Origin of the sequence: Flavobacterium sp. N2038, assembly GCF_025947185.1 — a bacterium.
GTDB lineage: Bacteria > Bacteroidota > Bacteroidia > Flavobacteriales > Flavobacteriaceae > Flavobacterium.
Genome location: NZ_CP110001.1, coordinates 3,329,144 through 3,351,199, shown reverse-complemented (window position 1 = coordinate 3,351,199; position 22,056 = coordinate 3,329,144). Strand labels below are relative to the sequence as shown.

General features: G+C 33.6%; 17 protein-coding genes. 3 read left to right on the top strand and 14 right to left on the bottom strand.

Annotation, left to right across the window (positions count from 1 at the left end):
* Positions 1-248 precede the first annotated feature (248 nt).
* Both gyrA and OLM51_RS14830 read left to right on the top strand, forming a co-directional pair.
* Entirely contained in the window at positions 249-2,888 is a 2,640-nt protein-coding gene (gene gyrA / locus OLM51_RS14835) for a DNA gyrase subunit A (RefSeq protein WP_264551378.1), read from the top strand.
* A gap of 45 nt (positions 2,889-2,933) precedes the next feature.
* The gene (locus tag OLM51_RS14830; RefSeq protein ID WP_264551377.1) at positions 2,934-4,202 is read left to right on the top strand and encodes a tetratricopeptide repeat protein; all 1,269 of its coding nucleotides are present in this window, start codon (positions 2,934-2,936) and stop codon (positions 4,200-4,202) included.
* Between the two features lie 67 nt (positions 4,203-4,269).
* Here OLM51_RS14830 and OLM51_RS14825 read toward each other — a convergent pair whose 3' ends face one another.
* The 7 genes from OLM51_RS14825 to OLM51_RS14795 form a co-directional block, all read right to left on the bottom strand.
* Complete coding sequence (locus tag OLM51_RS14825) at positions 4,270-4,689, bottom strand: OsmC family protein (RefSeq protein WP_264551376.1); 420 nt, start codon at positions 4,687-4,689, stop codon at positions 4,270-4,272.
* A 269-nt stretch (positions 4,690-4,958) separates the two neighbouring features.
* Positions 4,959-6,950, bottom strand: coding sequence for a DUF349 domain-containing protein (locus OLM51_RS14820; RefSeq protein WP_264551375.1), 1,992 nt, complete (start codon positions 6,948-6,950; stop codon positions 4,959-4,961).
* Between the two features lie 236 nt (positions 6,951-7,186).
* The gene (locus tag OLM51_RS14815) at positions 7,187-7,939 is read right to left on the bottom strand and encodes a lipid A phosphoethanolamine transferase (protein ID WP_264551374.1); all 753 of its coding nucleotides are present in this window, start codon (positions 7,937-7,939) and stop codon (positions 7,187-7,189) included.
* 59 nt (positions 7,940-7,998) lie between these two features.
* Positions 7,999-8,748 carry a shikimate dehydrogenase family protein gene (locus OLM51_RS14810; RefSeq protein ID WP_264551373.1) on the bottom strand — a complete coding sequence of 250 codons (750 nt, stop codon included), beginning with the start codon at positions 8,746-8,748 and terminating at the stop codon, positions 7,999-8,001.
* Positions 8,749-10,143 (bottom strand): tetratricopeptide repeat protein, encoded by a 1,395-nt coding sequence (locus tag OLM51_RS14805; protein WP_264551372.1) that lies wholly within the window; start codon positions 10,141-10,143, stop codon positions 8,749-8,751.
* A 271-nt stretch (positions 10,144-10,414) separates the two neighbouring features.
* Positions 10,415-11,611, bottom strand: coding sequence for an aspartate aminotransferase family protein (locus tag OLM51_RS14800; protein WP_264551371.1), 1,197 nt, complete (start codon positions 11,609-11,611; stop codon positions 10,415-10,417).
* Positions 11,612-11,781: 170 nt separating this feature from the next.
* Positions 11,782-13,452, bottom strand: coding sequence for an OstA-like protein (locus tag OLM51_RS14795; RefSeq protein WP_264551370.1), 1,671 nt, complete (start codon positions 13,450-13,452; stop codon positions 11,782-11,784).
* Between the two features lie 286 nt (positions 13,453-13,738).
* Between OLM51_RS14795 and OLM51_RS14790 the strand changes: the two genes are divergently transcribed.
* Positions 13,739-15,610: an alpha-amylase family protein gene (locus tag OLM51_RS14790; protein ID WP_264551369.1), complete on the top strand. Its 1,872-nt coding sequence runs from the start codon at positions 13,739-13,741 to the stop codon at positions 15,608-15,610.
* Between the two features lie 64 nt (positions 15,611-15,674).
* Here OLM51_RS14790 and OLM51_RS14785 read toward each other — a convergent pair whose 3' ends face one another.
* From OLM51_RS14785 to ftsH, 7 genes are all read right to left on the bottom strand, one after another.
* Positions 15,675-16,733: a glycoside hydrolase family 130 protein gene (locus OLM51_RS14785; protein ID WP_264551368.1), complete on the bottom strand. Its 1,059-nt coding sequence runs from the start codon at positions 16,731-16,733 to the stop codon at positions 15,675-15,677.
* 69 nt (positions 16,734-16,802) lie between these two features.
* The gene (locus OLM51_RS14780) at positions 16,803-17,585 is read right to left on the bottom strand and encodes a superoxide dismutase (protein WP_264551367.1); all 783 of its coding nucleotides are present in this window, start codon (positions 17,583-17,585) and stop codon (positions 16,803-16,805) included.
* 7 nt (positions 17,586-17,592) lie between these two features.
* A complete protein-coding gene (locus OLM51_RS14775; RefSeq protein ID WP_264551366.1) occupies positions 17,593-17,862 on the bottom strand; it encodes an acyl-CoA-binding protein in 270 nt (89 codons plus the stop codon).
* Positions 17,863-18,516 carry a phosphatidylserine decarboxylase family protein gene (locus OLM51_RS14770; protein ID WP_264551365.1) on the bottom strand — a complete coding sequence of 218 codons (654 nt, stop codon included), beginning with the start codon at positions 18,514-18,516 and terminating at the stop codon, positions 17,863-17,865.
* Complete coding sequence (locus OLM51_RS14765) at positions 18,506-19,396, bottom strand: phosphatidate cytidylyltransferase (RefSeq protein WP_264551364.1); 891 nt, start codon at positions 19,394-19,396, stop codon at positions 18,506-18,508. Before OLM51_RS14765 ends, OLM51_RS14770 begins: the two co-directional genes overlap by 11 nt.
* 1 nt (position 19,397) lies before the next feature.
* On the bottom strand, positions 19,398-20,003 hold the full coding sequence (locus OLM51_RS14760; protein WP_213255760.1) for a lactate utilization protein B/C: 606 nt from the start codon (positions 20,001-20,003) through the stop codon (positions 19,398-19,400).
* Between the two features lie 117 nt (positions 20,004-20,120).
* Positions 20,121-22,046 (bottom strand): ATP-dependent zinc metalloprotease FtsH, encoded by a 1,926-nt coding sequence (gene ftsH / locus OLM51_RS14755; protein WP_264551363.1) that lies wholly within the window; start codon positions 22,044-22,046, stop codon positions 20,121-20,123.
* Positions 22,047-22,056 lie beyond the last annotated feature (10 nt).

The following is a 22,056-nucleotide window of genomic DNA, read 5'->3' as shown; positions in this document are numbered from 1 at the left end:
TTGGTATTGTAAATTTAGTGAATTACAGTTTGAAAAACAAAAACCGTACCCATCGCGAACTACTGTCAGCTAATTGACAAAAAAAATAACAATAAAAGAGTTAAAAAACGCTTAATTTATTAACTAAAAGGCAAAATAAAGTTGTTAATAAATCATTTAAATAAGTGTAAGGAAATAGCTGAAAAAATTTTAAAAAAACGTATCTTGGCACGCTTTGAAACTAATATAATTATTTAATATAACAACTTATGTCTGAAGGAGAAAAGTTAATTCCCATTAACATAGAAGATGAAATGAAATCTGCTTACATCGATTATTCGATGTCAGTAATTGTATCAAGAGCGCTTCCGGATGTTAGAGATGGCTTGAAACCAGTGCATCGAAGAGTTCTTTATGGAATGTATGATTTAGGTGTAACTTCAAGATCTGCCCACAAAAAATCTGCGAGAATCGTAGGGGAGGTTCTGGGTAAGTACCACCCGCACGGAGATACTTCTGTTTATGACGCAATGGTACGTATGGCTCAGGAATGGAGTATGCGATATTTATTAGTTGATGGTCAGGGTAACTTTGGGTCTGTTGATGGTGACAGTCCAGCAGCAATGCGTTATACTGAGGCCAGAATGCGTAAGATTTCTGAAGAAATTATGGCAGATATCGAAAAAGAGACTGTTGATTTTCAATTAAACTTTGACGATACATTATATGAACCAAAAGTAATGCCTACAAAAGTTCCTACTTTATTAGTAAACGGAGCAACAGGTATTGCAGTTGGTATGGCAACCAATATGCCGCCACACAATTTAACTGAAGTTATCAATGGTACTTTAGCGTACTTAGATAACAATGATATAGAAGTTGATGAATTGATGACTCATATTAAAGCACCGGATTTTCCAACTGGTGGTGTAATATATGGTTATGAAGGTGTTCGTGAAGCTTTTAAAACCGGTAGAGGACGTATTGTAATGCGTGCTAAAGTTGGTTTTGAAGAAGTTGACGGAAGAGAATGTATTATTGTTACCGAAATTCCATATCAGGTTAACAAAGCCGAAATGATCAAACGTACGGCTGATTTAGTTAACGATAAAAAAATTGAGGGTATTGCCAATATTCGTGATGAGTCTGATAGAAACGGTATGCGTATCGTTTATATCTTAAAACGTGATGCTACGCCAAACGTAGTTTTAAATACTTTATATAAGTATACTTCTTTACAATCTTCTTTTAGTGTAAATAATATTGCGCTTGTAAAAGGACGTCCTCAATTGTTGAATCTGAAAGATATGATTCATTACTTTATTGAGCACCGTCATGATGTAGTAGTTAGAAGAACTCAATTTGAATTGCGTAAAGCTGAAGAAAGAGCGCATATTTTAGAAGGTTTAATTATTGCTTCTGATAATATTGATGAAGTAATTGCGTTGATTAGAGGTTCTAAAAACACTGATGAGGCAAGAGAAAAATTAATCGAAAGATTTAAATTGTCTGACATTCAGGCTCGTGCTATTGTTGAAATGCGTCTTCGTCAATTAACAGGACTGGAGCAGGACAAATTAAGAGCTGAATTTGACGAATTGATGAAGTTAATTGAGCATTTGAAAGCTTTATTAGCAGATGTTAATTTAAGAACTGATTTAATTAAAGAAGAATTAGCTGAGATACGTGATAAATATGGTGATGATCGTCGATCTCAAATTGAATATTCTGGCGGAGATGTAAGTATCGAAGATTTAATTGCAGATGAGAATGTTGTAATTACAATTTCGCATGCAGGTTATATCAAACGTACAAACCTTACCGAATATAAAACTCAGAATAGAGGAGGAGTTGGTCAAAAAAGTGCAGGAACAAGAGATCAGGATTTCCTTGAGCATATGTTCGTTGCAACCAACCACCAATATATGATGTTCTTTACGCAAAAAGGAAAATGTTTCTGGATGCGTGTTTACGAAATTCCGGAAGGAAGTAAAACAGCAAAAGGTAGAGCGATCCAGAACCTTGTAAACATTGAAAGTGATGATAAAGTAAAAGCTTTCATTTGTACACAAGACTTAAAAGATAAAGATTATATCAATACGCATAATCTTGTAATGGTAACTAAGCAAGGACAGGTGAAGAAAACTTCTTTAGAGAAATATTCTAAACCTCGTGTAAACGGTGTTGCTGCTATTACGATTAAAGAAGGAGATGAGCTGCTTGAAGCAAAATTAACTGATGGTGAAAGCCAAATTATCTTAGCAGTTAAATCTGGTAAGTTGGTTCGTTTTGAGGAAACTAAAACACGTCCGATGGGAAGAACAGCTTCAGGAGTTCGTGGAATTTCTTTAAAAGATGAAACAGATGAAGTAATTGGTATGGTTACTGTGGCTAAAAATGATATTGCTGATTCGCAAATTTTAGTTGTAACTGAAAATGGATATGGTAAACGTACCAAATTAGTTGATGACGATGGTGAAGATGTTTACAGAATTACAAACCGTGGTGGTAAAGGGGTGAAAACACTTAATATCACGGAAAAAACCGGAAAATTAATCTCTATCAACGCAGTAACAGATTCTGATGATTTAATGATTATCAATAAATCAGGATTAACAATCAGAATGGCTATTGAGGATTTACGTGTTATGGGACGTGCTACTCAGGGTGTTCGATTAATTAATCTAAAAGGAAAAGATTCTATCGCTGCAGTTACCAAAGTAATGAAAGACGAGGAAGAGGAAGTTATTGTTGATGAGGATGGTAATGTAGTTGGAACTGTAATTGAAAAAGTTAAACCGGATTTAGAAGTTCTTGAAGATGATGGTACAGCTGACGATGATGACGATGATGACACCGAAGAAGAAGTAGAAGAGGAAGATGATTCTGAAGAAGAATCAGAAGAATAAGTAATAACCACAAAAATTAAAATTAAATACAACAAATTGAATATTATGAAAAGTAAATATGTAATACTGGCATCAGCATTATTGATTTCACTAGCTACTTTTGCTCAGAAAGATCAGATTAAAAATGCTGAAAAAGCGTTAAAAGGCGGAGATGCTCAGGGAGCAATCACAATCTTGAACGATGCAGAAAACATGGTAGCAAATGCTAAAGATGTTGAGCAGGCTCAATTTTATTTCGTAAAAGGAAATAGTTATTTAGCATTAGCAGATAAAAAAGTTGAAGAAAGTAAAAACTTATCTCTTGCTGCTGACAGCTACAAAAAATTAATTGAAATCGAAAAAACATCAGGAAAACAAAAGTATTCAGTTCAGGCTGCTGCTTCAATTACTGATATTAAAGGCAAATTAATCAATTCAGCTATCGCTGATACACAAGCTAACAAACATGTAGAAGGAGCAAAAAAATTATACGATGCATATGTGTTAGATAAAAAAGATACAATTAATTTATACTATGCAGCTTCTACAGCTGTAAACTCACAGGATTTTGATCTTGCGTTGCCAATGTATGAGGAATTGAAAAAATTAAACTATTCTGGAAAAGGGACTATGTATACAGCAGTAAACAAAGCTTCTGGAAACGATGATAGTTTTGCAAACGCAAAAGAAAGAGATATGGCTGTAAAATTAGGTACACACGAAAAACCTAAAACTGAAGCTATTCCTTCTAAAAGAGGTGAAATCTACAAAAACTTAGCGTTAATTTTAGTTCAAAAAGGACGTACTGAAGATGCTAAAAAAGCAATCGCAGACGCTAGAAAAGCAAATCCAGATGATACTTCATTGATTTTAACTGAAGCTAACTTATATCTTGAGACTAAAGATTTTGACATGTACAAAAAATTAGTTGGAGAAGCTTTAGAAAAAGATCCAAACAATGCTGATTTAGTATTTAATTTAGGTGTAATTAGTGCTGGTGCAAAGAATAACGCAGACGCTGAGAAATATTACTTAAAAGCGATCGAGATCAATCCAAACTATACAAATGCTTATCTTAACTTATCTGCATTAAAATTAGAAGCTGAAAAACCAATCATTGATGAGATGAACAAACTTGGAACTTCAGCAAAAGATATGAAACGTTATGATGTTTTAAAAGCACAAAGAGAAAGTGTTTTTAAAGGTGTAATTCCTTACCTTAAAAAAGCTAATGAGTTAGATCCTAAAAATGAAGATGTTTCTAAAACTTTATTAGGAGTTTATAGCGCTCTTGAAATGACTGCAGAAGCTAAAGCTTTGAAGGCTAAAATGTAATAACTCTTTTTGAGTAAATAAAAAACCATCAGCCACGGCTGATGGTTTTTTTTATGTCTTTTGTTTTTTAACTAATCAATTCTGCAGACAAAGTGATAGTGGTGTTTAATAATTTAGAAATTGGACAAATCTCTTTGGCCTTAGCGGCTGTAGCTGCAAATTCTTCTGCAGAAATAGAAGGTACCTTTCCTTTTAAATCTAAATGGATTAAAGTTATAGTGCCATCTTCAAAAGTTACTGTAGCTTCTGTGGTTAAATCATCGGCAGTGAAACCTCCTTCGTTTAGTAAAAAGCTTAATTGCATCGTAAAACAGCCTGAATGTGCTGCTGCGACCAATTCTTCGGGATTTGTTCCCACGCCGTCTGCAAATCGTGTTTTAAATGATAGCTGAGCATTATCCAGTGTTGTACTTTGTGTAGTTATCGTTCCTTTTCCTTCCATACCGGTTCCTTTCCAGTTGGCGTGCGCTTTTCTTGTAAATTTCATTTTCGTAGTTATTAAAATTAATAATTGAATTTGTTATTTGGTTGATTATCAAAATTATAGTATCTATCAAATATAGACAATATTTTATAAAATTGATTTGCAGAGCTTAATTAGATTGTTATGTTTTTGTGTTGGAATTGTTGGAACGAACCGAATCTAAAGGTTGTAAGTCTGTATTAGTTCATCTTGATCAAAGTTTTGGAGCACAAAAAAAGGTGTAATGAATATGTTTTCATTACACCTTTTTATAATTTGCTTAAACTTAGATTTTACTCCTGATTTAAGTTTCTCAATTGTTTTAGTTTGTCTTTCCAGACTTCAAGACTTTCTTTGTGAATTGCGATATTTTTTCGTACCTCAAGAACAATTGAATTTTCTTTTTTGGCATTTTTTGTATTGGTAAAAAACTGAATATTATTTTCTAATTGGAAAATTTCGTTTTGTACTTCTTCGATTTTTCGCATTAAGAAAATCTTTTCGTTGTCCAGTTTACGAGTATCATTACTGTCGGACAAAGAGTCAATTCTGTTAGCAAAACGCATCATTTCAGTTTCTTTTTTGCTTAAACTCAGTTTTTCAAAAAGAGCATCTAAAATTTTATTGAATTTACCTTCAATATGACGTCTTGAAAAAGGCACTTTTCCGTATGCTTTCCAGTTCTCGATATGTTTTTTAATAGCATCCAGATCTGTTTTATGATCACCAGTTAACTGATAAGCTCTTAAAATATCCAGATAAGCTTTTTTGTTATCAAAAGCAGCTACTTCATCAATATTTTCCTCAGATTTATGCTCTTTTAATTTGTCGAAATAATGGTTGCAGGCATCCTTAAATTCTTTCCAGATTTTGTCAGAATATTTTTTAGGAACATGACCAATTTGTTTCCATTCTTCTTGAATTTGCTTCATAACCGGAGTTGTAGAGCTAAAATCAGTGCTTTCCTGAAGTTCTTTGGCCTTTGCAACCAAAGCCATTTTTTTGTTTAAATTATCGTTTTGATCTTTTTTAATGTCTTTGTAAAACGAGTTTTTAAAAGCATTAAAGTTTCTGACAGAAGTTTTAAATGCGGCCCAGGTTTCTTCGTTGACTTCTGAAGGTACTTTTCCGGCAGCAAAAAACTCATTTCTAAGTTCTTCAACTTTCTGAATCTGGATTAGCCATTGAGAATGTGAGTTTACTTTCTCTGTTCCCAAAACTTCAATTTTGCCTATGATTTCTTTTTTGACTTCAAGATTTTTTTGCTCATTTGCTCTTTGGCTTTCAAACAAAACTTCTCTCTTATCATGAATTTTTTTAGTCAGTTCGCTAAATTTATTCCAGATAACATCACGGTGTTCTTTAGAAACAGGACCAATATCTTCTTTCCAGATTCGGTGTAAATCCTGTAATTCGCGGAAAGCTTTACTAATATCAGTTTCATTTAGTAATTCTTCAACTCGCGCAATTATTTTTTGCTTTTGATCTAAATTGTATTTAAAATCTAAATCTCTTGCCTCACGGTCTAAATGCAAATAATCGTAGAAATTTTCGACATGAAAATGATAATTATTCCAAACGTGATTGTATTTGTCTTTAGGAATTGCTCCTGCATTTTTCCATCTCTCTCTCAAATCATTAAAATGTTTAAGAGTGTCTTTGATGTTTTCCTGAGGATTTATAAGTTCTTTTAATTCTTCAACAATAGCAAGTCTGGTATCTAAATTTGTTTTTAGATTGGTTTGTAAATGTTTGAAATGAACATTTCTTTTTTCTCTAAAAACATTGTAGTATTCATCAAATTTAGATTTTAAAGGAGAGTGATATTCGAATTCTTCATTTGGATCTTCTTTTGAAGCGTTGAATTCTTCTTTTTTCTCTTCAATAAGATGGTTGTATTGTAATAAAAAGGACTTTTTAATTTCTTCTATATGATCTTTTACAGACATCACTTTGTCTGTCTGAATCAGTTTTTTTAGTTCATCGACAAGTGAATCCATAGAAAACGTGTGATAATCCTGCATTGGGATATCGTGGCGTTCTTTTAGTGTTTCATCTTCACTTTCTTCGGCATTAGAATTTATAATGGCATCTAATGCAGTTTGATGACTATTCTCTTCTGCATCAACTGTGATTTCACTTTTGCTGTCTGAATCTAAATTGGCATTTTCGTCAATAGTATCAGAGCTCACAGTTTGAGTTGCATCATCTTGAGTAGAATCAGTAATTTCGATTCCTAATTTTCCGTCTGCTTCTTGCAGGTTATCATTCTTTTCTTCTAACATTTTTAAATGTATAAGGTTTTTACTTTAACAGTGCGAAAGATAGTAAAGGTGTTTCTAAATACAAAATAAATCGTTTGTTTATACGCTATTTTACGATGAAATTCTTATTGTTTACCTCAACTTTACAGTATGATATGTTAATTTTTGTCATTTTAATTGATAAGATAGAAATAATGCTTTTGTGATTTTTCGATGACAGTAGAAATGAATTTAGAAGAAATCAACAATCTCTCGATTTAGAATAAAATTAGAAGTCCGACTTCCATACCGAAATTATATGATTTTTCACCTCCAAAAGCTACACTGGGGTGTACATAAACTAAGTTTGTCGGGGTAATTTTTCGACCAAATTCCATAAAAGCATTATTCTGAAAACCATCCAGAACATAATTATATCTAAAGGCTACATCGGTAGCAATCCAGTTTTTACCGAAAAACCATAAAAAGTTGTTTTCTAGCAATGTTACACTCACATCGCTTCGATTACTTGATCCTGCAAAACTTTGGGAATGTTCGACAGTAGCAATCCATAAAAATTTCTTTCGATTAAAGTATTTTGCAAAAACACCGGCTGGAATAACGACCCATTTTCCGGTACCAAAACTTGGATCTACTGCGGAGTTTGAAATAACACGGGTTCTGAGGCCAATTCCGTTGTTTTTCTTGAAATAAGGGATAAAACTAAGCCCGGCACCTATATCTCCAAGTCCGGTTTGATTGAGGGAATTTGAGTTAGTTGAGATTAAAGGCAAATCAAATCTCAAATTCCAGGCTTTGTTGCCTATTGGCTGTAGAATACGCAAGTTTGTGGTATTAAACGAGCCATTTTTGGTATCTAAATATTCGTTGTATAATAAAATAGTCTGCAGAAAATAATGATATCGGGGTTCAGCAAACGGACTATTGCTTCGGTCAATATCTTCGTCTTGTGCTGCTGCAAGAGATGTAATAAGAAAAAAAATGCTAAAGTAAAGTAATTGTTTTTTCATAACTATCTACTAATGAGTAGACTAATTTACAAAAAAAAATACTTTCACATTTTATTTTTTTATTTGTTCCATATTTTCCATGCTTTTTCTGCCTGAAAAATTAGCATATCATAACCGTTTTTAATTACAGCACCTCTTTCTTTGGCATTTTTTAAAAACTGAGTTTCCGCCGGATTATAAATTAAATCGTAAGCAATATGTTTTTCAGTAAAAAACTCATAAGGGAGATCAGGACAAGCTTCGATATTAGGACTTGTTCCAACGGGGGTACAATTGATGATAATTTGGAAATTATCAAAAGTTGTAGCGTTTATTAAATTGTAGTCAATGATATTTTCTCTTGATTCTCTCGACACAAAAACATAAGGAATATCGAGTTCATCAAGTGCAAAAGCAACACCTTTTGATGCTCCTCCTGTGCCTAAAATCAGTGCTTTTTTATGATGTGGCTCTAATAATGGTTTTAACGATTTTTTAAAGCCATAATAATCGGTATTGTAACCTTTCAATTTACCGCTTTTGGTAAACTTTATTGTGTTTACAGCACCAATAAGTTGTGCTTTTCTGGATAATTTATCTAAATAAGGAATGACTTGCTCTTTGTATGGAATCGTAACATTAAGCCCTTTTAAATCCGGATTGTTTTTGATTAATCCGGTAAGGTGATCAATTTCAGAAATGTCGAAATTTTCGTAGCTGTTGCCGGCAAAAACCTCATCACTAAATTTTTCTGTAAAATACCCTTTTGAAAATGAGTAGCTAATATTACGGCCCAATAAGCCAAATCGTCTTTTTAGAATACCTATCATTTATTTTCTGTGTTTTTCAATGTAATTTTTCACCATTTTTTTTGACCAGACTACCGGAAACAAATCTTCGATTAAGATGTAATTTTCAAAGTTTAAACGCAAAGCATTGCTTAAATGAAACTTTGCCTTTGTATTGTCCTGAATCATGAAATACAAGCCGGCTAAACGATATTCTATTTCGTTTTCTTCCGGAAAATATTCAGTTGCCTGTAATAAAGTCTGAATTGCACTTTCAAATTCACCTAGAAACTGAAGAATATCAACCCAAAATAACCAGGTATCTAAAGCGTAATCTCCAAATTCTACTGCTTTTCTATAGCCAAATTCAGCTTCTTCAAAAAAGTTCATTTGTTTATTGATGGTTGCATAACGCTTCCAGTACAAACGATTTTGATTGTCGATTGCCAATGCTTTATTAACAAAGAATAATGCTTTTTGATAATTTTTCTGACGTACATAAAAGTCTGTTATCGCAATCCATCCTTTGTCTAAAAGCGGATCCTCATGAACGGTTTGGTTATAATACTGAAGCGCTTTTACCGCATTTCCCAGTTTTTCATAACATTTTCCAATTCGCAATAAAGCATAAGAAGTTGCGTCGTCCAATTCTATTGTACGATTGTAACTTTCAATAGCTTCATTGTATTTTTTTAAACGCTCATAAGATTTGGCTTTTTCCATAAAAGCACCCAAAAACTCATCGTCGATCAGGGTTGCATAGTCAAAAGCGCGAATCGCATTTTCATATTCTTTTACGCCATAATGCAGGCGCCCAAGCTGATGCCAGGCGATTTCGCTATATGGGTTTTTGTTGATATAGTCGTTAAGATAAGTAATGGCTTCCTGGTTTTGATCTAAAAACTCAAAACAATAAACCACATTGTATAAAGCTGACTGATCTTCTAAATCTTCTTCAAGACATTTAATAAAATTGTCTTTTGCCATCTCAAGGTTATCCATAAAGAGATATTCCATTCCAATCAAGTTGTACACGTCGGCATAATCGTCTGTATATTGCAGGGCGATTTTAAGCAATTCTACCGCTTTTTCGTGTTGATCTCTTTTAGAACAGATATTGGCTTTCTGGATGTAAATTTCCTCGTTGTTAGGTTCGATTGCATACAACTCATTCAAAAGCTTCTCAGCGATTTCAAGTTTGTCGTCATAAACCAGCATTTCTACTTGTACTAATTTTAAGCCTGTAGATTTTGGATGTTGGTCTAATGCAAGTTTTAAGGCCTTTTTTGCTAAATTAGCCTTGCCTATATCTAAATAATGAAGAATAATTTCTTCAAATTCTTCAGAATCAAAAAAGAGCACTTTGTTAGTTTTTAACATAGACTCAAATTTGGATAGGGATAGGTTATAATCTTCTTCTTCGTTGCTTAATTGCATACTTTGTTTTATTTGAAATTAGCCTGTTATAAAATTAGGCAACCATATTATTGATGTGGGGAAGGAAAACTAATTGTTGTGAACAATTTAATTAACAATATGGACAGAATTTCCGTTCTGTTTTTAGTCATAATCTTCTGATATATAAAAGATTATTGGATTATTATTTACTAGTTAAATCATTAATGTTCACTTCTTAAAGAATATTATGATTTGTTTTTTGATTTAAGTGAATTACTCTTTAATTATGGACTTAAAATCTTTTTATTCCTTATTTTGCTGCCTCTGCCTGCATTATTTCATCCATAACATTCAAAATGATGGCACAACCTTCTTTGATTTCTTCTTCAGAAATGGTTAATGGCGGTGTTATTCTAATGGCGCACCCTTCAAATAGTAACCAAAATAAGATAAGACCTTTATCCTGACAGTTCAAAATAACCTGATTGGTAATGTCTGCAGTTTCGGTCATTGCAGCAAGCATTAATCCCTTTCCTCTAACTTCTTTTATCAAAGGATGTACCAAAAGCGATCTAAAGAGTTTTTCTTTCTCTAAAGCGTCTGTCATTAAGTTTGTCTCAGTTAATTCTTGCAAAGTAGCCAAACAAGCTGACGCAATGACAGGATGACCTCCAAAGGTTGTTATATGGCCAAGTTTAGGATTTTCGGTTAAAAGATCCATTTTTTCTGCCGAAGCTGTAAAAGCTCCAACCGGCATTCCACCTCCCATACCTTTTCCCATAACCACAATATCCGGAACGACATCATAGTTTTGAAAACCAAAAAGCTTTCCGGTTCTTCCAAAACCAGGCTGAATTTCGTCAACAATCATCAAAGCACCAACTTCATCACAGCGTTTGCGAACTTTCTGTAAAAAGTTATTTTCCGGCTGAATAAATCCGGCACCACCCTGAATAGTTTCTAATAATATAGCAGCTGTTCTTGTAGTTATTTTTTGCAGATCCTCTTCGTTGTTGAAGGTAATAAAATCAACATCCGGAAGTAAAGGTCTGAAAGCCTGTTTGCGTTCTTCAAATCCCATAACGCTCATGGATCCCATTGTGTTTCCATGATAAGCATTGTGACACGAGATAAGCTGACTGCGACCAGTAACTCTTTTTGCTAATTTTAAAGAGCCTTCAATAGCTTCTGTTCCTGAGTTTACTAAATACGTTTTACTTAGAGATTCAGGTAGAAGTGAGGCCATTAATTTGCAGTATTGTACTGCCGGACTTTGTGAATATTCACCGTAAACCATTACGTGGGAATATTTATCCAACTGATCTTTTATTGCCTGATTTACTCTTGGATGTTGATGTCCAAGCGTACAAGCCGAAACTCCGGCAACAAAATCTAGATATTTTTTATCGTTTGTGTCGTAAATATAAGAGCCAACGGCATGTGAAACTTCCATTCCTAAAGGATATGGAGAAGTTTGTGCCTGATATTTTATAAAATCTGGATTCATTTCTTTAAAGGTTCAAAGTAGCAAAGGTACTGAGATTATAAGGTTCTAATTTTAGGCTTAAGTTAAGTTTATAACTAAAGCCTGATTTTCTATGAGTACTACAAATGCAAAGATTTATACAGTTGTCTGCAAAGTTTTGTAAATTTACAATTGCGACCCAAAACAGCATACTATTTTTTGGTTTTCGTACTTGTCTTTATAACAGGTTTAGCCGTTGGTTTCTTTTTGTCGTAATTTAAAGTCTCTTTCCTGACTTTTAAAGGGACATCTTTGTTTTTAGCTTCCTGATCTTTTCCTTCTTTGATTAATTTCTCATTTAATTCGTTATCTTCAGCAGTAAAAATATCATCTTTAGACTTGATTCGTTCATCACCGCGCCAGACTAGACCTCTTAATTTTCGTGCATTTTCAGGTAAATCAGCTTCAGGGTATATATCTCCGTCTACTTTATTAAAAAAAGTAATCGTTTCTACAGCATTGTTTTCTAAAATCAAATTGATTTTACTACTCACATTTTTATTAATACCAATGAGCTCCTTTTGATCATTACGCATATAGTAAACTACTTCAGTATTTTTGATAACATCAACATCATGTAGTTTTCCTTCTTTAAATTTCCCAAATAAATTGAGGCCTTTCACCTGATTAAAACCCGTTCCGAGAGTATCCCGCGAGACGAGAAAGGTATTATTGAGGACTTTTAAGGAATCCAGTTTTTTGGTGTTATTATCACCAATTAAATGCATAACATCACCCGTAATCTGGTTGTCTCCATTCCATAAAATAGGATTTCCAATCAGTTTTGTTAAAGCCGTTTTAGAATTAGAATGAATAGAGTCACATTTTCCACTCATATCGGTTTTGTAGAAACGAACATTATTGTAAGCTCTCAAAATTCTTTCTCCTTCTTTTCCGGTAACCATTAATTTTTTACCATGAATATAAACCGAATCATTTTCAACTAAATTGATGGCAACCGCTCTTTTGGTTACAAACATGGAATCTTTTAGTTTGTAAATTTCAGCATAATGGCCTTTTACAATTCCTTTATTTATCGAATCGGTTATTTTTACATTTCGGGTTGCCGATGCAAATTCGATATTTCGATTATAAAACAAACTGTCACCTTCTATGAGACGGTCGTCATATTTTATATAAGATTTCCTTAAAAAGTGCGCCAGATTTTTTTTGGTATCATAAAAACCTTTTTCAGTATAGATGTAATTTGCTTTACTGGTAATTGTTGAAGGTCCAAGTAAATAGGTGTGTCCTGAATTGCTGTAATAATCCAGGTGATTTGATTTAATTACATATTTAGGATTTGTGATCGTAACTTCTGTTAAGAACTGAAATTTCTTTTGAGTCACATAGTATTTACCAGATTTACTAATCAAAGTATTGTCTTTGTTTACAATGGTACCTTTGGTATTATAAAAAACTTCCTGAACATTTCGGTCAAAGTTAATGGTATCCGTCTGCAAAGTTGCATCAGGCGAAGTCATAACCGCATTTCCTGTTGCAAATGCTTTTTTTAGATTTCCGCTATACTCAGCATATTTACTGTTCAAAAATAAAGTATCTCCCTGTACTAATTGTACATTTCCAAATGCTTTTAAGTAGTTTTCTTTCTGAAAAAAATACGCTTTATTACAAGTAAGTACAACACCATCGTGATTTACTTTTACATTTCCGGTTAATAAAAGACCATCAGGCACAGCTACCTGATCGATATCAGAAAAATCGGCATTCTCGATAATGATTTTTTTGGGAGCCTGTGCAAAAGTAAATTGAACGCTTAAGAAAAGCAGACCAATAAATATGAAAAAGATTGATTTATTCAACGGATTAAATTTTTGTCAAATTTATGAAAAAGGTTACAACCTGTAGCTGATATTAGGATTAATTTATAATTCAAAAACAAAGACTGTTTAGGGCATATTGTAATCCTGAATTTTATCAACAAAATTGCGAACTCTCACGTTGTAGTGGACAATTTTTAAACGATTTTTAGACAAATTGCAGCACGTTTAATCTGGGTTTTAAAAATTAGATTAAATTTAGGAAATGGTTATAAGGATTTAAATAAAACCAACCATTTCAAAAACCGGTCTGATTATAAAAAAGAGCATGATAAATAAACGATTTTTTGTTACAGGAATGGCTGTAACCTTGCTGTTTACAGCATGTAAAACACAAGATTTAAAAATGAGTACACCAATAAAAGAGCATGATACGGATAAGAAAATTGTAGTTTATCAGGTTTTTACACGTTTGTTTGGGAATAAAAACACCACCAATAAACCCTGGGGAACTATTGAAGAAAATGGTGTAGGTAAGTTTAATGATTTTACAGACAAGGCACTGCACGAAATTAAAGATTTAGGAGTTACTTATATTTGGTATACCGGTGTACCTCATCATGCTTTGGTTCATGATTACACTGCTTACGGAATTTCAAATGACGATCCTGAAGTAGTAAAAGGCCGTGCGGGTTCACCATATGCTGTAAAAGATTATTATAATGTAAATCCCGATTTGGCAGTAAATCCGGCAAACAGACTACAAGAGTTTGAAGATTTAATTGCGCGAACGCATAAAGCCGACTTAAAACTTATTATTGATATTGTTCCAAACCATATCGCCCGAAAATACGAGGGAAAAAGCAATCCGGAAGGTGTAAAGGATTTTGGTGCCAATGATAATGTAAACGTTGAATACGATCGAAATAATAATTTTTATTATATTCCAAATGAGCATTTTCTGATTCCTGATGGAGATATTCCGTTAAATGGAGAAAAAAATGATCTGATTGATGGAAAGTTTGATGAAAATCCTGCAAAATGGACCGGGAATGGTTCGAGAAAAGTAAAACCGGATCAAAATGACTGGTATGAAACGGTAAAAGTGAATTACGGAATTCGTCCTGATGGTTCTAAAGATTTTCCGGAATTGCCTGTCGGTTTTGATCAGAAATCATATAAAGAACATTTTACTTTTTGGCAAGACAAAGAGGTTCCGGATTCCTGGAAAAAATTCAGAGCTATTGCGTTGTATTGGACTGCAAAAGGCGTTGACGGTTTTAGATATGATATGGCAGAAATGGTTCCGTATGAATTTTGGAGTTATATGAATTCGGCTATAAAAATGAAAAATCCGAATGCTTTTTTACTGGCTGAAGTTTACAATCCAAATGAATATCGAAACTACATTCGTTTAGGAAAAATGGATTATTTGTATGATAAAGTAGAAACGTATGATAAGTTGAAAGATGTCATTCGTGGAAAATCTTCTCCTGATGGATTATCAGATATTCAAAAAGGAATGGCAGATATTGAGCATCACATGCTTCATTTTCTTGACAATCATGATGAACAACGTTTAGCAAGTCCTGAATTTGCAGGAACACCGGAACGCGGAAAGCCTTTAATGGTGGTTTCGACAACAATCAGTACTTCGCCAACCATGATTTATTTTGGACAGGAAGTAGGAGAGGCCGGAAACGAGGATGCAGGTTTTGGAAAGCGATCCAGAACTTCCATTTTTGATTATATCGGAGTTCCAAATCATCAGCGCTGGATGAATGAAGGCAAATTTGATGGCGGAAAATTATCTGATTCCGAAAAAAAACTTCGTGTGTTTTACAAACGATTATTGAATTTTTCAATTAATAGTTCAGCTTTAATGGGGAGTTTTCAGGAAATTCAATCTGTAAATCGTGAGAATAATGCAGGTTACGATCCTTTGCTCTATTCTTATGTGCGTTGGTCTGAGAATCAAAAGCTTGTTGTAATTGCTAATTTTTCTTCTGATAAAACAAGTGAGTTTGAATTGAAGATTCCGTCGGATATTATTTCGAAATGGAATTTAAAAGAAGGAGAATATCAATTGACAGATCAGTTGTATCAGATTAAAAAGTTTGCTTTGAAGGTGCAAAATGGAGAAGGAAAAGCTAAAATTTCAATTGAGCCATCAGAATCTCTAATTTTAGAGTTAAAGTAAAATTATAGAAGTTGCAAAAGAAGCTTGTTTAGTGTTAGAAATAACCTAAACAAGTTTTTTGCTTTTAAATTTCTTTGAGGAGAGAAATAATGGCTGCTAAAGAAAATTGAGCTCCACAAACAAACTCGTCAGATGCGCCATAATAAATAGTAACGGTGTCTCCATCTGGTTCCAGAATATGACCATTGGTAAATACTACATTTCCAAAGAAACCACTTAATTCATAATTTGTTTTAGGAATCATAATTGGACTTTCGGTTCTTGAAATTACTTTTGAAGGATTTTCAAGATCCATTAAAAAAGCACCTAAGCAATATTGATGAGATTCATTGGCTCCATGATAAATTTCGAGCCATCCTTTTGCTGTTTTTATTGGTGCTGCTCCGGCGCCGACTCTCTTGCTGTCCCAATGGTCTTTTCTGGTTTTAATGATACATTGGTGATTTCCCCAGTGAATGCCATCCGGTGATGAAGCTATCCAAATATAATTTCCCCCAATATCTACACTGTTTGGTCGGTGTAATGCATAAAATAGACCATTTATCTTTTCTTCAAAAATGGCGCAATCTTTATTATGAGGAGGGAAAATCATTCCATGTTTCTCAAAAGTTTTCCAGTTGGTAGTAGTGCGTAAACCAACACCAACGCCATTATCTGAAACAGCAGTAAAAGTGAGGTAATAGCGACCTTCGATTAAAGAAACGCGACAATCTTCAATTCCGAAAGTTTCCAGTATTCCTTCGCCAACCAAATGCGGGTAGTTCTCGGGCTCATAAAACTTACGGCCATCATCGCTGCATAGTAATCTAATGTGCGATAATGTGGTTAAATAATCGGTTCTTTTGTAGTTTATTACACGTGCATCTGTAGCTATAAGTTCAGGATCATCTTTCAGAATTTCAATGATTTGAATAGTCCCTGATTCGGTTAAAACAGGAAACGAAATTATATTTTCTGTTTGCTTTGGTCTTTCGGCAACCCGTACAGCCAGCCAGATTTTGTTTTCAAATTGAAAAACTCCGGGATTTAGCAGACAAGTAACTTCCAATCCCTCTCTGCTTGCAGGAATATCTGCTGGTGACAACAGTGGGTTTTCTGTAAAACGATTTGCAATGTCTTTCATATCTAAGGTCTTAGAAGTATTAAGGTATAAAAAAAAGCTGATACAAATTTGTATCAGCTTTTATAATTTTTATACTTTTTTGACTTTCTTCAAAGCCTCTATGTAATATTCGTTTGCTTTTTCCCAATTTATATGTTTGTAAAAAGCGTCAATATAACTTCCTTTTCTGTTTTGGTAGTCCAGGTAATAAGCGTGTTCCCATAAATCGATTCCTATAATAGGTGTTCCCGGAATCAAGGCATTTTTCATTAAAGGATTATCCTGATTGTCGGTAGTTGTAATTTGCAATTTTCCGTAACGGTCCACAACCAGCCATACCCAGCCAGATCCAAATTGTTTTTCTGCCTGACCTTTAAACTGATTGGTAAGATTATTAAACGAACCAAATTCTTTATTGATCGATCCTGCAAGAGTGTCTTTTGGAGTTTGCTCTTTAGGCGTTAGAAGGTTGAAATACAATGTATGGTTGTAATATCCTCCGGCATTTTGACGAAGTTTGATATTTGTGAGAGGCATTTTTTTCAAAATATCCTCAATTGGCATATTTTCAAACTCAGTCGAAACAATTTCTTTATTCAGGTTATTAGTGTAAGTAACATAATGTTTAGAATAATGTGTCTCTAAAGTAAGCGAACGAATGTCCGGAGCAAGCCCGTCATAAGCAAATGGAAGTTTAGTAATACCAAAAGAGCCCGGATCTGCTTTTATATCATCAGGAGTTCCTATGGTTATTTTTTCTTCCTTTGTTGGCAAAGGAACCTCAACAACTTCTGTTAGCTTATTACCGTCATTACAAGAAAATAACGCTAAGAATGAAGCTAAAATACCAAAACGAGTAATGTTTTTCTTCATAAGTAATTTATTTTAATGTTAGTGAATTAATGATTTCGATATAACCTTCTTTTGCTTCATCAACCGAAATGTGACTAATCTGCATCCACGCATTTGTTTTGAAAGCATCTCTCAAATCAAAATTTTGCGATTGATTATAAACTGCAGTCCCAAAGGTTGCTTGTTTATAATAGGCATAAAGTCTTAACTGCACATCTTGCGGTAAAGAAGCCTGAGTCATTTTTAATGCAGTTTCGACAGCTTCAGAAAAACGGGTATCTAAATCTTTTATGGTCATTTAAGCTTTTGTAGCAATAATAGTTTTTCCGCCAATTGCTTTTTGGTTTAACTCTACATTAATTGGTGTACCTAAAGGTAAAAATAAATCTACTCTTGAACCAAATTTAATAAAACCGGCATCAGTTCCCTGAACAACCTGCATACCTTCCTGAGCATAGTTTACAATTCTACGTGCCAATGCACCGGCAATTTGTCTGTATAATATTTGTCCGAAAGTTTCATTTTCAATAACAACTGTAGTTCTTTCGTTTTCTTCGCTGGCTTTTGGGTGCCATGCTACTAAAAACTTACCAGGATGATATTTACTGAATTTTATAATTCCGTCCATCGCATAACGAGTAACGTGAACATTAATTGGTGACATAAAGATAGAAACCTGTAAACGTTTATCTTTAAAATATTCACCTTCATAAACTTCTTCAATAACCACAACTTTTCCGTCAACCGGAGCAAGGATGTGGTTAATATCTCTTATTGCAATTCTTTTAGGATTTCTAAAAAATTGTAAAATAATAATCAAAACTACTACGCCTGCAATCTGAACAAGCATTCTTAGCCAGGCAATATCAATGAATTTGTCGGCAATTAGCAATACGGCAACAGCAAAAATAGTACCTAGTAAAATGGATGGTCCTCCTTCTTTATGAAACATAATATAAAATTTGATAAAATAAAAATATAATTGGTGCTACAAATATAACACTATCTAGTCGATCTAGGATACCTCCGTGGCCTGGCATAATAGAACCACTGTCTTTAACACCGGAAATTCTTTTAAATTTGGATTCGATTAAGTCTCCAATCGTTCCAAAAACGCTCACAATCAAAGCGATAATGGTCCATATTAAAATAGATTTACTGCTAAAATCAGGCTTAGGCTGAATGTAAAGTTTAGAAATTAAAAAACCGGCAAAAGCAGCAAATACAACGCCGCCTAAAAATCCTTCTATGGTTTTTTTAGGAGAAACTCGCTCAAATAATTTGTGTTTTCCCATTGATTTTCCAACCAGATAGGCAAATGTATCATTTGTCCAGATCAGGATAAATAAGCCAAGAATAATTTTTGGATTATAATCGTTGGTTCCGAAAGATATTTTTACAATAAAAACAAAAGGTAATGTGATGTATCCTAATAAATACAAGTATTTTGATGAAATACTAACTTTTTGCACAGAATCATAAAACAGAAAAAGGATGCATTTAATTGAAACTACTAAAGTAATAGCAAGTAGTACAACATCCAGTTGTTGAATATTGATTTCTGAATTAAATTTTGTTTTAAATAAGTCGCTTAAAAACAGTATCGTTTGTTTTTGATAATGACTAATCAAAACGATGGAAGAATACAACAAAGTTCCAAATAGGATCGAAAAGATCTTATTCAGGTTTACTAAGTTAGAATATTCATAAATTGTTATAATTAGAAAAATTCCAAAAAGAATAATGAAGCTTTCGGTAGAAAACAGAATAGATGTTAGGAGTAAAGCGATATAAACAGCACCAGAAATGGTTCTCTTCAGTGTTTCATTCATCTTAAAGGTCTTCTAAAAGCAATAAATACAGATTCTTGGCTACACTTCCGTATTGCGTGAAATCTTCTTCTTTGGCCTTTTCGAAATATTTTATTGTGGTAATGTTAGTTGGATAGTCACGTTCGTATTTGCGTTTAATGGCACTTAAGCCATCACTTTTCATAGGTAAAATTTGACTTGTAGTTGCAATTATGACAATATTTGCAGGTAACTCATTTGGTTTGTCCTGTCTGATTTGTTTTGATGAAAACAAAATAGAGCCTTCATCGGCAATTAAGTTCTCGCATGATGCCAATAAGAATCTTGGGTTTCTTGGCGAAATATAAATTAATTTGTTTTCTTCTAATAAATGAAAAAGACCAGACTCATAGCATAAGACTTCTTTTTCAAACCAGTCATTTTCTTCCAGAATATTTTCAAATTGTTCAGCAACTTCCTGTTTGTTTTCGCAATACAAAAATTTACCTCCATTTTTCCTGAAATTGAAAATGAATTGTTCATCTAATGATAAGTGGCTATTTTGAACTGGATTTCGTCCGTATTCACTTTCACCTTCTTCTTCAGAAGAGGAATCACCGGATCCAAATATTTTTTTGAAAAAATTCATTTTTTATATGAAATACTTTACATGTTAATTGAAAACGTTCAAAGATAAAAAAATCTTAATTCAAAAGGCTATTTTGAATTAAGATTTTAAAAAATATTACTTATTTACTGTATAATTTTACGAAACGACTTCTTCTAAATTTTTATCAAAAGTACGTTTTCCGAAAATTGCCTCTAAGTCATCTTTAAAGATTACTTCTTTTTCAATTAATATATCAGCAAGCTGATTTAATTTGTCTTTGTTTTCTTCAAGAATTTCAATAGCTCTTTGGTATTGACCTTCAATTAATTCTGAAATTTCTTTGTCAATAATTTTCGCAGTTTCATCAGAATATGGTTTAGAGAAGTTGTATTCGCTTTGTCCGCTTGAATCATAATAAGTAACATTTCCGATTTTATCATTCAAACCGTAAATCGTTACCATTGCACGAGCCTGACGCGTTACTTTTTCTAAATCGCTTAAAGCTCCGGTTGAAATTCTGTCAAAAGTTACTTTTTCAGCAGCTCTTCCGCCCATGGTTGCACACATTTCGTCAAGCATTTGATCTGTTCTTACGATTTGTCTTTCTTCTGGTAAGTACCATGCAGCACCTAAACTTTGTCCGCGAGGAACAATTGTTACTTTAATAAGTGGGGCAGCATGCTCTAGCATCCAGCTTACAGTTGCGTGACCAGCTTCGTGAATTGCAATAGCTCTCTTTTCGTCTGGAGTAATGATTTTGTTTTTCTTTTCAAGACCACCAATAATTCTGTCAACTGCATCAAGAAAATCTTGCTTGTCTACTGCTGGTTTGTTGTTACGTGCAGCAATTAATGCAGCTTCGTTACACACGTTGGCAATATCAGCACCAGAGAATCCCGGAGTTTGTTTTGCTAAGAAGTCAAGATCAAGACCTTCGACTTTTTTGATAGGAGCCAAGTGAACAGCAAAAATCTCTGCTCTCTCACGAATGTCTGGTAAGTCAACAAAAATTTGTCTGTCAAAACGTCCGGCACGCATTAAAGCTTTGTCAAGAACATCAGCTCTGTTTGTTGCTGCTAATACAATTACGTTAGAGTTTGTACCAAAACCATCCATTTCTGTTAGTAATTGGTTTAATGTGTTTTCTCTCTCGTCGTTTCCGCCAGACATATTGCTTTTTCCACGAGCTCTACCAACAGCATCGATCTCGTCAATAAAGATAATAGCTGGAGATTTTTCTTTTGCCTGTTTAAATAAGTCACGTACACGAGATGCACCAACCCCTACAAACATTTCTACGAAATCAGAACCTGATAAAGAGAAGAAAGGAACCTGAGCTTCGCCGGCTACCGCTTTTGCAAGCAACGTTTTACCAGTTCCCGGAGGTCCTACAAGTAAAGCTCCTTTTGGGATTTTACCTCCAAGATTAGTATATTTTTCAGGGTTTTTAAGAAATTCTACAATTTCTTGTATTTCTTCTTTAGCGCCTTCTAAACCTGCAACATCTTTAAAAGTTGTTTTGATATCTGTTTTCTCATCAAATAATTTAGCTTTAGATTTTCCAATGTTAAAAATTTGTCCGCCACCGCCACCAGCGCCGCCTGACATTTTACGCATAATGAAGATCCATACACCAATAATGATGATGATTGGTAGTAAGCTGATTAAAATATCGCTCCAGTTGTTTTTTTGAAGGAAGTTAAAATCTTTCAGTTTGCCTTCGCCAACTGCTTTTTCCAGTTTTGTCTGAAAAATTTGGTCATTACCAATTTCTAAAGTATAGTGAGGACCTTTGTTTGGTCTTTCAAAAATATCTTTTGCAACTTTTTTATTTGCTGCATCTTTAAGAGCAGCTTGTGTCAGGTAAACTTCAGCTTCAGCTTTATTATAAACGATAACTTTTTCAATTTGTCCTTTTTCTAATAAAGTGTTGAATTTAGAAGAAGTCAATTGAGCAGGCTCGCTTAAGTTAGATCCTCCGGTTGCAAAACTTATAAATAAAAAAACTAAAAGTATTGCGGTATATATTAACCAAGGACTTATTTTAAATTTACTCGGATTTGGATTATTATCTTTAGCCATTAGAAAAAAT